The following is a 13,216-nucleotide window of genomic DNA, read 5'->3' on the forward strand; positions in this document are numbered from 1 at the left end:
AAATTTGAGAAATTTCCGAATCCTGAAGGGTGCGGAAAGGTATTTATTATATAAACGAAAATTATGACACCTAACAATTTATTGCCTAAAAGTCGGATCGCTTTAAAGCGTGAAGATTTCCAGGCGGAAGTGAATGGGAAGGAAACCGACCTGTTCATTTTGAAGAATAAAAATGAAATGGAAATTGCTGTAACCAATTACGGAGGTTTTGTTGTTGCAGTAATGGCTCCGGATAAAAACGGCGATTATGCCGATGTTGTATTGGGGCACAGTAGTCTGCATGATTATCAGCATACACCGGAGCCATACCTGGGTTCTTTAGTAGGACGTTATGGTAATCGGATCGCCGGAGGAAAATTTACGCTGGAGGGGAAGGAATATACATTGGCAATAAACAACGGGCCGAATACGCTTCATGGTGGTTTAACAGGTTTTAATGCTGTCGTTTGGGACGCTGAACAACTGAATTCGCAAACGTTAAAGTTGAATTATTTGTCGGTAGATGGTGAAGAAGGTTTTCCGGGCAATTTATCTGTAGAGGTGATTTATCACTTGAGCAATGATAATGCCTTGGAGATTTCTTACCAGGCAATGACCGACAAGACGACGATCATCAACCTGACTCAGCATTCATTCTTTAATCTGGCCGGAAATGCCAAGCCTACACCTACGATCTGTAATCATATTCTGACGATTAATGCAGACCATTATACCCCGATGGATAACGTTTCCGTTCCGACGGGACAGATTGCTCCGGTGGCCGGGACCCCGATGGATTTCCGGACTCCGCATGTTGTCGGAGAGCGTATCGATGACAAATTCGAGCAGTTGGTTTTCGGGAAGGGATATGACCATTGTTATGTGTTGAATAAAAAAGAGACAGGTGAGCTTTCTTTTGCCGCTAAAGTTACAGAACCCGAGAGCGGACGTACCCTGGAAGTATATACGACAGAACCGGGGGTTCAGTTGTATACGGGCAACTGGCTGGGCGGATTTGAGGGCAAGTATGGTGCGACTTATCCGGAACGGAGTGCTATTTGCCTGGAAACGCAACATTTCCCGGATAGTCCTAATAAACCTCATTTCCCCTCAGTGGTATTGCATCCCGGGGAGGTTTATACACAAAAATGTATCTATAAATTCGGTATAGAAAAATAATTCCAGAATAATCATTACACTAAATATTTTAAATTATGACACAAGAGAAAAAAAACTACACTTTGCCTATTATAATGATGATCATGCTTTTCGGTATGATTTCATTTGTAACCGGTTTACAAAATCCGATGGGCATCATTGTCAAAAGCCAGTTCGGTGCTTCTAACCTGATGGCTACATTGGGTTATGCGGCCAATTTTATCGCTTATGCTTTTATGGGTATTCCTGCAGGTTTCCTGTTGCAGAGAATCGGATATAAAAAGACGGCTTTAGCGGCTATTATCGTCGGTTTTGTCGGGGTTGGGATTCAGTATTTTTCAGGTATCGCTGAAAGTTTTGCTATTTATTTGATCGGTGCATTTGTTGCCGGTTTTTCCATGTGTATGTTGAACACGGTCGTAAATCCGATGTTGAATACCCTGGGAGGCGGCGGAAATAAAGGAAATCAGTTGATACAGATCGGTGGTTCCTTTAACTCATTGAATGCAACTATTGTTCCCGTATTGGTAGGTTATCTGATCGGTAGCAATGTGAGTACGGCCACAATTCAGGATGCAAATCCGGCATTATTTCTGGCGCTTGGTATTTTTGCGCTGGCATTTATCGTGCTTTTCTTTGTGAATATTCCTGAACCACGCCAGACTGTCAGTGAAAAAACGGCTGAAAAGAATGAACACAGTGCTTTGTCATTCCGGCATTTTAAATTGGGAGCGATTGCTATTTTCCTGTATGTAGGTATAGAAGTCGGTATCCAGATGTTTATCAATCCGTTTATGACCGGTAGTGCTACCGAAGGCGGACTTGGTATCGATACGACGACAGCGGGTTCGGTAGTCGGTACCTATTGGTTTTTAATGCTTGTCGGACGTTTGGTAGGCGCTTCTATCGGAGCGAAAGTATCCAGCAAGGCGATGCTTGTTTTTGTTTCCGCTTTGGGTATTATTTTGACATTGGCGGCTATGTTTACTCCGATCTCCAGTACGATTAAAATGCCTGTTTTCCAGTCCGATATTTCTTTCGGAATGGCAGAAATTCCGGTTAGTATCATGCTCCTTGTGTTGTGCGGTTTGTGTACTTCCGTTATGTGGGGTGGTATCTTTAACCTGGCTGTGGAAGGTTTGGGTAAATATACGGAAGCTGCTTCCGGTATTTTCATGGTGATGGTTTGCGGTGGCGGATTATTGCCTTTACTGCAAGGTGTTGTTGCCGACGTTTCTTCATACCTGGCCAGTTATTGGGTTATTTTCGGAGCGTTGGTATACCTTTTGTATTATGCGATTGCCGGTTCGAAAAATGTCAACAAGAACATACCGGTTGAGTAATGGATTATGAACAATAAAGATAAAAGTAGTATGGATACTAATATAGTAAGAACGAAATTCAAAGAAAAATTCGGAACAGAAGGTATGTTGTATTTTTCTCCGGGACGTGTGAATCTGATCGGGGAACATACCGATTATAACGGAGGATGTGTGCTCCCGGGAGCAATCGATAAAGGAATTCTGGCAGAGATCAAGCCGAACGGAACCGATAAGGTAAGAGCTTATTCTGTGGATTTGGATGATTATACCGAATTCGGCCTTCGTGAGGAAGATAAGCCGAAAGCTTCGTGGGCATGTTATATTTTCGGCGTGTGCCGGGAGATGCAGAAACGGGGAGGAAAAATCGAAGGTTTCGATACTGTTTTTGCAGGAGATGTACCTCTGGGGGCCGGTCTTTCTTCATCGGCAGCTTTGGAGAGTACCTATGGATTTGCTTTGAATGAAATCTATAATTGCGGTTTTGACAAGAAAACGTTGGTACTGGTCGGCCAAAAAACGGAACATAACTACTGCGGGGTGAATTGCGGTATTATGGACCAGTTCGCTTCTATCTTCGGTAAGGAGGGGAATCTGATCCGTTTGGATTGCAGTACGATGGAATATGAATATGTTCCGTTTAATCCGAAAGGATATAAAGTAGTACTGGTGGATTCTGTCACCAAGCACGAGTTGGTGGATTCTCCTTACAACAAACGCCGGCAATCATGCGAACGGGCTGCTGCTGCCATTGCGGTAAACCATCCGGAAGTTAAATTGCTGGGAGATGCCAACATGGAAATGCTGGAAGAAGTAAAAGGTAAAATCAGCGAAGAAGATTATATGCGGGCAACTTATGCCATTCAGGAGAATCAGCGTTTGATTGACACTTGCGAGGCTTTGAAAAAAGGGGATTACGAGACCGTGGGTAAGAATGTATATGCAACCCATTACGGTATGAGTAAATTGTATGAAGTGAGTACGGTGGAACTGGATTTCCTCAACGATGTGGCTAAAGAATGCGGGGTAACCGGTTCCCGTATTATGGGAGGTGGATTCGGTGGTTGTACCATCAATTTGGTACCGGAAGACAAATACGATCACTTTATCGAGACCGCAATTGCTAAATTTAAGGCGGAATTTGGTAAAGAGCCGAAAATATATCCGGTAAAAATCAGTGACGGAGCCCGTCGTTTAAGCTGATCCGGCTCTATATAAAAGAAATGCGGGAGGGAATACCTCCTGCATTTTTTTTATTGCTTTTTCTCTTCTATTTTCACTTCTTTGTTTACGCTTTTTCTCTTTTTTCTTAAACTAAATTCCTATATTTGCGAACATTTAATGAGATTTTACAACTTTTTACCTAAAATATGTAAGTGAAATAGGGGGTGAATGTTGGAACTTGAAACTCGTAGATGTATATTGCGTAAATGCAGAGATTTATAATATCTTATATATTAATTTTATAAAATATAACCTTATGGGAAAGTACGAATTAAATAAAAACCTCGCACAAATGTTGAAAGGCGGAGTTATTATGGATGTGACAAACGCAGAGCAGGCTAAGGTAGCTGAGGCTGCAGGTGCCTGTGCTGTAATGGCGCTCGAACGGGTTCCGGCTGATATCCGTCGTGACGGCGGTGTGGCCCGTATGTCGGATCCACAGATGATAAAAGAAATTCAGAAGGCAGTTTCTATTCCGGTAATGGCCAAAGTACGTATCGGACATTTTGTAGAAGCTCAGATATTGGAAGCGATAGGGATCGATTTTATAGACGAGAGTGAGGTGCTGACTCCGGCAGATGAGTTGTATCATGTAGATAAGACCGCTTTTAAAGTACCTTTCGTTTGCGGTGCCCGGAATCTGGGAGAGGCTTTACGCCGTATTGGAGAAGGTGCTGCTATGATCCGTACCAAGGGAGAAGCCGGAACGGGAAATGTTGTGGAAGCTGTTACCCATATGCGTCAGATTGCAGATGATATGCGTCGGGTAAAAAATGCACCTGCTGAAGAACTGATGAGTTTGGCTAAAGAATTCGGAGCTCCTTTCGAACTTGTAAAATATGTGCATGAAAACGGTAAGTTGCCGGTTGTGAATTTTGCTGCCGGTGGTATTGCAACTCCTGCTGATGCTGCCTTGATGATGCAGTTGGGTTCTGAAGGTGTTTTTGTGGGATCCGGTATTTTTAAATCAGGCGATCCGGCAAAACGGGCCAGAGCTATCGTACAAGCTGTTACTTATTTCAACGATCCGGCTAAGTTGGCTGAATTGTCCGAAAACTTAGGAGAACCGATGTCCGGACTTGAAATTAAAACATTAGAAAACAAGTACGCAGAAAGAGGTTGGTAATAAGAATGTCCCAAAAATCAGTTTCAGCGGTGAAATCATAGTGATAAGCTTTATTTTACTGGAAAGACTGATTCTTGGGACGTTTTGTGTAAATACCTGGCTTAATGAATAATCGAATGAAAAAGATTGGAATTTTGGGCTTTCAAGGGGCTTTTGTCGAACATGAGTTGCATATTGAACGATTGGGACATGAGGCTGTGGATGTCAGATATCCCGGGCAATTGGAGGAGTTGGATGGTATTATTTTGCCCGGAGGAGAGAGTACTACGATCGGTAAATTGCTGATAAGGACCGGTATGATGGAACCCTTGCGGCAGAAGATCGAAAACGGTTTGCCGGTATGGGGAACTTGTGCCGGAATGATATTGCTGGCAAAGGAACTGGAAGACGATCCGATGAAACATTTGGCTGTAATGAATATCAAGGTAAGGAGAAATGCATACGGGACTCAAATTGATAGTTTCGATACGGATATTTTAATTCCGGCAGTCAATTCCGAGCCGATTCCTTTGGTTTTTATCCGGGCTCCCTATGTGACCAAAGTCGGGGCCGGAGTAGATGTCCTGTGTGAAATTCAAGGGCATGTAGTAGCTGCCCGGGAAAAAAATATGCTCGCCACGTCTTTTCATCCGGAATTGACGAATGATTCTTCTTTTCATCGTTATTTTATCGATATGTGTAACGAATAACCGGATACTCCGTATAAAATCTAAAAAAATAAGTAATGAAAAATATTTTATTGATAATGACAGGCCTGGTGTTTCTGCTGGGAAGTTGTCAGAAACCGGTACAAATTGATGTGTCTGAGGTAAAGTTTGTTGAGGAGACACCGAATTGGGAAGTGCATGTAGAGAAAAGTGTTTTTTCTTCTGCCGATCCGAAAGTAAATAAAGCCTGTGTGGCTGTCAATGAGGCGATTCAGAAGCGCATTGATACGTTACAGGCTCAATTGAAGAAAGATGCCGACGATTTATTCAGTACGTTTGAGAAAGATACAATCAATCGGCCTGTATGGAGTTATCAGTTATATGTAAGTGATACCGTCCTTATGGCGGATGAAAATTATATCAGTGTCCGTATGCAGGTATATACTTTTACGGGAGGTGCCCATGGTATGACGGGTTTTGATGCATTCAATTACGATATCAAACGGCAGGCTTTTGTTTCTGCCGATCAGGTTTTGAATTTTAAAGAAGCAGAAAAACTCAACGATTTGCTGGCTCGTAATTTTAAAGATGAACAAGGATGCTTTACGGATAAACCGACCTTGACAAACGGATTTACGGCTTTTAATCTGACACCGACGGCGGTTTGCTTTACTTATCCGCAGTATGTCTTGGGACCTTATTCTTGCGGTGTTGCCGAAGTCTACATACCGAGAACGGAATTACAGGGACTTTGGTTGAAATAGAAACGATAGAAAAATAAAAAATGGAGAATTTTTAATTCTCCATTTTTTTATCCTTCCCCGCCGAATTCCATGAGGTAGGCTTTGATGAAATCATTGATATCGCCGTCCATAACCGCTTGCACATTGGATGTCTGGTAGTTTGTCCGGTGATCTTTTACCCTTCGGTCATCGAAAACATAACTGCGGATTTGCGATCCCCATTCGATTTTTTTCTTATTGGCTTCTACTTTTTCTTTTTCAGCCATACGATGTTGTAATTCTTTGTCGTAAAGAATGGAGCGCAATTGGCGCAGTGCATTTTCTTTATTTTTCGGTTGGTCGCGGGTTTCGGTATTCTCAATCAGAATTTCTTCCTCTTCTCCGGTATACGGGTCTTTGTATTGATAGCGCAAACGTACACCTGATTCAACTTTGTTGACATTCTGGCCTCCGGCACCTCCGGAGCGGAAGGTGTCCCAACTGATAGCAGCCTGGCTGATAACAATGTCGATTGAATCGTCTACCAAAGGGGTAACGAATACAGAGGCGAAAGAGGTCATTCGTTTGCCCTGGGCATTGAACGGAGACACCCGCACCAGACGGTGTACGCCGTTTTCACCTTTTAAATAACCGTATGCCGAGTCTCCTTCGATTTCCATTGTCACTGTTTTAATACCGGCTTCATCGCCGTCCTGAAGGTTACTGATGGCTAATTTATAACCGTTGTCTTCTGCCCAACGGATATACATCCGCATAAGCATGGAAGCCCAATCCTGGCTTTCCGTACCTCCGGCTCCCGAATTGATTTTCAATACGCAACTCATGGAATCTGCTTCCTCGCGCAACATGTTTTTCAGTTCCAGGTCCTCGATCAGTTGCAATGCATGCCGGTATTGCTTTTCGACTTCTTCTTCCGTGGCTTCGCCTTCTTTGGCGAAATCGAAAAGTACTTCCAGGTCTCCGACAGCCCGGTGAATATCTTCACATCCCGAAATCCATTTTTTTAATTCGCGGACTTTCCGCATAACGACTTCTGCCTCTTTCGGATTGCTCCAGAATTCAGGAGCCTGAGTGCGCAATTCCGTTTCTTCTAATTCGATCTTTTTGTGATCGACGTCAAAGATACCTCCTCAAAGCGTCACCACGCTCTTTTAGCTCTTTTATATGATCTACTGTAATCATGTCATTAATATTTTTAGTTTTAAAATAAAGTTGTCCCAAAACGGTCCGTTAACGGAACTTTCGGGACAACGATAGAATTCAATAAGTTAAGACGGACGATTGGTATCCTTTATTTCCTTCTGCAATTCCGGTTGGTAAGGATGAATAGCAGTCGGATTATAAAGGCTTTCTACCTGATTGGCCCATTCTTTAGCCACATCGGACTGACCTGCCCGGCTGGCAAAATTGATCAGAATCTGGAGAACATTCAGACTGATCCGTTCGTCCTGTGGTATATCCCCGCTATGGGCATCTTCCGGTGAAAGGGAATTGATATACCTCAAGGTTTGGTAGTTGATCGTTGCCAACTCATTCAACAGGTGATTTGCCTTGTCTGTTTGTCCTAAGGTGTAATAAAGCGGGATATAATTGATCAGGCTGTTGTCCGGCGGAATCTGTGACAATGGAAGTTCTTCCAGACTTTTATCCAGTACGGCGATGGCTTTTTCGTGCTTACCCTCTTCCTGTAGTTTTTCTGCAAGGCGTAAGAAGGTGGTCCGGTATTTCATCACCCCGATGTTATTATCGTGGAAATAATCGATGTTTACTTTCGGGTCTTTGATATTGCCCCATTCGAATTTGTTCATGAGGTTATCATAGAGTATATCCGAATCGATCTGTCCGTACTCATAGTAATCCGTTGCTTTGGTATAAATCGGAACGACGCGGTAAGCGGCTCCTTCCAGTTGGAAATAATTTTCGAATCCCATATAGCTGTCCGGGCCCATACCGATACCGAAATAAACAGGACGTTCCCAATTGTTGGTAGCCAGAATATCAAGTACCATCAGGCTGGATTTGCTGATCATATTGCCTTTTAAAGGTATCGTTACCTGTTTTACGATTTTATCGGCGTCTTCCGGACGTACGGTTCCGTTTGCAATGACTTTGGCCGAATCCACCGGAATATAGACATTGCGGGTCGGGATGTAATCCAGGGATTCGCCGGAGTAAGTCCTGACCTTGGTATTGGGGTTATCGCTGGCAACAAATGCCATGACATCCTTCAGGTTGGCAGATTTGATTTGCTCCTGAACGACAGTCCACTCCCGTACTCCGTCGTGATATTGATCGTGGGTGAGGGAAATCGGAACTCTGTCGCTCTCATAAGCTTTTCGGTTGATTTGGTCAATATACCAGCCTCCGTTAAGCAGGCTGAGATTAACGATGCGTATATCTCTTCTTACCCCTTCTACTTCCTGGGCATACCATAACGGGAATGTATCATTGTCTCCATAGGTAAAGAGAATGGCATTCGGAGCACAGGAGTTGAGGTAGTTTTTGGCATTGGCAATTGTTGCGTACCGTCCGCTACGGTTATGATCATCCCAGTTTTGAGCAACCATGTTGACCGGAACGGCTACCAGACAGATTCCTGTTACTATTACGGCTGCCGGAGCCGATTTCATGCGCTTGCGTAAAAATTCCCATAACGATAGTACGCCCAGACCGATCCATATAGAATAGGCATAAAACGAACCGGCATAAGCGTAATCCCGTTCCCGTGGTTCCCGCGGTGTCTGATTCAGGAAGATGATGATAGCGATACCTGTCATGATGAAGAGCAACATGACTACCCAAAAGTCCTGTTTCCCTTCCCGGCCTTTACGGTATTGGTAGAACATGCCCAATAATCCCAATAAGAAAGGAAGCATGTAATATTTATTGAGTGCTTTTTCATTTTTCAGGGTGTCGGGAATTTCAGATTGATTTCCCAAACGAAGCTGATCCAGGAATTTAATACCCGTGATCCAGTTTCCGTAACGGATGTCACCGTAACCTTGTATATCGTTTTGTCTTCCGGAGAAATTCCACATAAAATACCGCCAGTACATGTGCCCCAACTGATAGTTGAAGAAATACCGCAGATTGTTCATAAAGCTGGGGCTTTGTACGTCTTCTCCGTTGACCCTGTATACAGGACCGTTGGGCTTACCTCCCCAGGCTTCGTATTCCTGTGCAAAATAAGGACGCTGGCTGCTGTGCATACGGGGGAAGAACGTACAGAAACGGCTGTCGTATTCAAATTTCTGGGAATGTCCGATGACATCGTATTTACCTGTTTTTTTATTTTGGTAATATCTGGGTGCCCCTTCTTCGATTTTGAGTAGGGGAGCATTGTAATATTGACCGTAAAATAACGGATTTTCACCGTATTGATCCCGGTTCAGGTAGGATAACAGGGCGAATACATTATCCGGGCTGTTTTCATCGATAGGAGGATCGCTGATAGAACGGATAACGACCATGGAATAGGAAGAATATCCGATCAGCATAACCACAAAGCAAGTAAAAATGGTATTCAGGATCGTTTTGTTTTTATTCAAGGTGTAACGGATTCCGTAGGTCAGACCGATAATCAACAGGAGGGCATAAATGATTACGCCGGTGTTGAAGGGCAACCCCATACCGTTGACGAACATCAGTTCGAACCACCCGGCGATTTTTACGACACCCGGGATGAATATGAAATTGGTAAACCCAAGGATGACCAAAGAGATCAGTCCTGTTTTGATAACCCCCGACCTGGTCGGTGTGTATTTTTTAAAATAATATACAAATACGATGGCTGGAATGGCCAATAAGTTCAATAGGTGTACACCGATGGAAAGTCCGATTAAATAAGCAATCAGCACGAGCCAGCGATTGGCGTAAGGTTCGAATGCTACATTTTCCCATTTCAGGATCGCCCAGAACACCAGTGCGGTAAACAGGGAAGACAGGGCGTATACTTCTCCTTCCACAGCGGAAAACCAGAATGTATCCGTAAAAGTATAGGTCAATGCTCCGATCAGAGAGGCTCCCATGACGGCAATCACCTGACCTAAGGTGCATTCCTGTGTTTTAATAATCAGCTTACGGGCCAGGTGGCTGATACTCCAGAATAAAAACAGTATCGTAAAGCCGGAAGCAAGGGCTGACATGTAATTGATCATTGCCGCTTGCTTTTCAGGGCTGGGAGCGAAGATAGCAAAGAGGCGGGATATAATCATAAATAACGGGGCTCCGGGAGGATGCCCTACTTGCAATCCCACAGATGTGGTGATGAATTCGCCACAATCCCACAGACTGGCTGTCGGCTCGACCGTAAAAATATAGGTGAGACTGGCAATAATGAATGTTACCCAACCGACCAGATTGTTAATCAGTTGGAAATTTAAATTCGGATGATTTTGAATCTTATACATTGGCTATTAATTGATTTTTCCTTGTTTTTTGTGATAAAAAAATATTAAAATTCAGCAGGCAGGAAGTGCCTGTAAATCCATATCATTCCAAAATTACAAAGCACGAAAATAATTATTTTGATTTAAATTCTGCACTTTTTTTGGCAGGAAATAGAAAAAGTTTTACATTTGCACCGTCTTAGAAGGAAATGATTGTCCCATTGTGTAATGGCAGCACAGCAGATTTTGGTTCTGTCAGTCCAGGTTCGAGTCCTGGTGGGACAACAGAAAAAAGACAAACCCTTTGAAAATAAAAAGTTTCGAAGGGTTTTTTTGTGAGTAAACCTGAAATGTGGCGGCATTCTCGGGCAAGCGTAGATGTATTGACTATATAACCGAAGAGGGGTATTGTTATTTTGCGTGGATAACATATATAGGCATGCTGATTAATGCTTTGTTGGTGATGTCGCTTTTGTCATTATCAAATACGTCGATTCCCCGTACCAACATTTGTCAGGTCCTTTTGATGCAATTCATGCAGATTGTCTGATACTACCTTTTTAATTTTCATTTTTTGACCTGTTGGCATTTTATTGTAAAAAATGTTTATCGATTTTAGCTTTACAGTACAAATTGTAGAACAATTGTGCCGATAATCGTATACTTATAGGATCATGAACTATTATTTAAACATACACTTATGGCTACATTAAAAGTAATGATTGACAAGCAAAAAATGACTCGTGAAGGAGTCTGTCCTATTGTAATTAAAATTCTTCACAACAAGGGAAGACGTGTTATCCAATTGCCTCAGCGTATCATGTTTGAGCAATGGGATCTGAAAAGATCTATGATTAACGAAAAATTTGGCACACCGGAACAAAGAAGGGAATGGCAAAGGATAAATTACAGTATAGAATGTGAAATCATGAAGCTTAAAAAGATTATCTTGGATTGTGAGGCTTCCGGTATCAATTATTCTGTTGAGGATATTTTTGAGGCTTATTATCATAAAACGTCAAGGGTTCCTGTCTTTGACTATATCCGGGAGATTATCACCTCTTTGGAACGGGTTGGAAAAAATGGAAATTCAAATGTATATAAAGGAACACTGGGTATTTTACGGCGATTCTGCGGGAAAGAGAATCTGACATTTGAAGAGGTCAATTACAGTTTTTTACGGAATTTCGAGGCCCATTTGCAGGAACGGGGATGTAAAATCAATACTATTTCGTTTTATCTCCGAACCATTCGTTCGGTTTTTAACCGGGCGATTAAAGATGGGATCGTATCTGAAGATCATTATCCTTTTAAAAAGATTACGATCCGGAAAGAGAAAACAGTAAAGCGTGCAATATATAAGGATGAGATTGCCCAGATAAAAAATCTGGATTTGTCTTCTATGCCTCATTTGGAAATGGCCCGGGATATCTTTCTTTTTAGTTTTTATATGCGGGGCATGTCATTTAAGGATATTGCATTCCTGAGGGTAGCTAATATTGTCGGCGACCGTATTTATTATTCGCGCCAGAAAACGGGACAGAAGCTGAATATAAAATTAACGGACCGGGCAATGGAGATTATACGGAAATACAATAATCTGACCGACCGGAAAGCTTTTATCTTTCCGATCATCCTTTTCCCGGGCAAAAATGAATTCAGTCAGTATAAAAACAGTTATCGGAAGATCAATCGCCGGTTGAAAACCGTCGGTTCGATATTGGGCTCGCGCGTTCCGCTTACAACTTATGTCGCCCGGCATTCATGGGCTTCGATTGCGAAACGTTCCGGGATACCGATATCCGTCATTAGTGAAGGACTCGGGCATGATTCTGAAAAAACGACTCAAATCTATTTGGATAGTTTCGAGAATAATGTACTGGATGCTGCCAATGAAATGGTTACGGATATATGAGTGGGGCCGAAAGCAGAGGATGAATTTTTTTGTAATTTCATCCTCTGCAAATTTGGAGGTAACGGAATTGTTTGTATCTTTGCATCGCTAAAGAAAAAGCCCAAATGGCGAAATTGGTAGACGCGCTAGTTTCAGGGACTAGTGTCCTTACGGATGTGCAGGTTCGAGTCCTGTTTTGGGCACATTGAAATTTTGAAAAGCCCGGATGGTGGAATTGGTAGACACGCTACTTTGAGGGGGTAGTGGCCGTTAGGCCGTGCAAGTTCAACTCTTGTTTCGGGCACGAATCCGAGCTGAAAAAGCTAGTAAAGCCGCAGGTTTCCTGCGGCTTTGGTGTTTTCTTAATTCTTGTTGTTCTTTATCAAACATTCCAGGTTTAATTTTATTTACCATTTCGTTAGGTGTTGTAATAATTTTATTTGGTTTATCACTATTACGGGTATCATAGAGACGAGTACTTCTTTTAAGAAGTTTTATGCTTGAGGATTATTTTAAGTAAATCCGAATATAAAGAGGAATATCCATTTTAGATTTCTATCGATTTGATTTAACCGATTGAGAAATAAACTTTTAGCGAATTATTTGAGAAATAGAGGTAACGATTTGGTAACCGTGCAAATTTCGGCGTTATCCGTTATAATCTGCCAATTGCTCCATTCTGCTATTTGTTGTGCGGAAACCGTTCCGCACAACAGCAAAAAGATGTATAGCGTTAAA

General features: G+C 42.5%; 9 protein-coding genes and 3 tRNA genes. 10 read left to right on the forward strand and 2 right to left on the reverse strand.

What is annotated here, in order from left to right; all coding sequences use genetic code 11:
- Positions 1-63: 63 nt before the first annotated feature.
- The 6 genes from DD657_RS14595 to DD657_RS14620 all read left to right on the forward strand — a co-directional run bounded on the left by DD657_RS14595 (position 64) and on the right by DD657_RS14620 (position 6,217).
- Positions 64-1,158, forward strand: coding sequence for an aldose epimerase family protein (locus DD657_RS14595; protein WP_068690641.1), 1,095 nt, complete (start codon positions 64-66; stop codon positions 1,156-1,158).
- Between the two features lie 35 nt (positions 1,159-1,193).
- Complete coding sequence (locus tag DD657_RS14600) at positions 1,194-2,480, forward strand: MFS transporter (protein ID WP_021988208.1); 1,287 nt, start codon at positions 1,194-1,196, stop codon at positions 2,478-2,480.
- Between the two features lie 30 nt (positions 2,481-2,510).
- Entirely contained in the window at positions 2,511-3,659 is a 1,149-nt protein-coding gene (gene galK, locus DD657_RS14605; RefSeq protein ID WP_068690640.1) for a galactokinase, read from the forward strand.
- 277 nt (positions 3,660-3,936) lie between these two features.
- On the forward strand, positions 3,937-4,806 hold the full coding sequence (gene pdxS / locus DD657_RS14610) for a pyridoxal 5'-phosphate synthase lyase subunit PdxS (RefSeq protein WP_021988210.1): 870 nt from the start codon (positions 3,937-3,939) through the stop codon (positions 4,804-4,806).
- Positions 4,807-4,922: 116 nt separating this feature from the next.
- Positions 4,923-5,495: a pyridoxal 5'-phosphate synthase glutaminase subunit PdxT gene (pdxT, locus tag DD657_RS14615; protein WP_068690639.1), complete on the forward strand. Its 573-nt coding sequence runs from the start codon at positions 4,923-4,925 to the stop codon at positions 5,493-5,495.
- Positions 5,496-5,530: 35 nt separating this feature from the next.
- Entirely contained in the window at positions 5,531-6,217 is a 687-nt protein-coding gene (locus DD657_RS14620; protein WP_118773230.1) for a DUF3298 and DUF4163 domain-containing protein, read from the forward strand.
- A gap of 47 nt (positions 6,218-6,264) precedes the next feature.
- Here DD657_RS14620 and prfB read toward each other — a convergent pair.
- Positions 6,265-7,378, reverse strand: a protein-coding gene (prfB, locus tag DD657_RS14625) for a peptide chain release factor 2 (RefSeq protein ID WP_148453293.1) whose coding sequence is annotated in 2 segments (ribosomal slippage) — positions 6,265-7,314 and positions 7,316-7,378 — 1,113 coding nt in all. Because the reading frame shifts where the segments join, the coding sequence is not laid out codon by codon here.
- An 86-nt stretch (positions 7,379-7,464) separates the two neighbouring features.
- On the reverse strand, positions 7,465-10,605 hold the full coding sequence (locus tag DD657_RS14630) for a glycosyltransferase family 117 protein (protein ID WP_021988214.1): 3,141 nt from the start codon (positions 10,603-10,605) through the stop codon (positions 7,465-7,467).
- Positions 10,606-10,798: 193 nt separating this feature from the next.
- Between DD657_RS14630 and DD657_RS14635 the strand changes: the two genes are divergently transcribed.
- The 4 genes from DD657_RS14635 (at position 10,799) to DD657_RS14650 (ending at position 12,782) form a co-directional block, all read left to right on the forward strand.
- Positions 10,799-10,869 (forward strand) — tRNA-Gln (locus DD657_RS14635).
- 415 nt (positions 10,870-11,284) lie between these two features.
- Positions 11,285-12,499 (forward strand): site-specific integrase, encoded by a 1,215-nt coding sequence (locus DD657_RS14640; protein ID WP_068690638.1) that lies wholly within the window; start codon positions 11,285-11,287, stop codon positions 12,497-12,499.
- A 98-nt stretch (positions 12,500-12,597) separates the two neighbouring features.
- A tRNA-Leu gene (locus tag DD657_RS14645) sits at positions 12,598-12,681 on the forward strand.
- 17 nt (positions 12,682-12,698) lie between these two features.
- Positions 12,699-12,782: transfer RNA gene (locus DD657_RS14650), tRNA-Leu, on the forward strand.
- Positions 12,783-13,216: the final 434 nt, after the last annotated feature.

The sequence above is a fragment of the Culturomica sp. genome (assembly GCF_003524185.1).
GTDB lineage: Bacteria > Bacteroidota > Bacteroidia > Bacteroidales > Marinifilaceae > Culturomica > Culturomica massiliensis.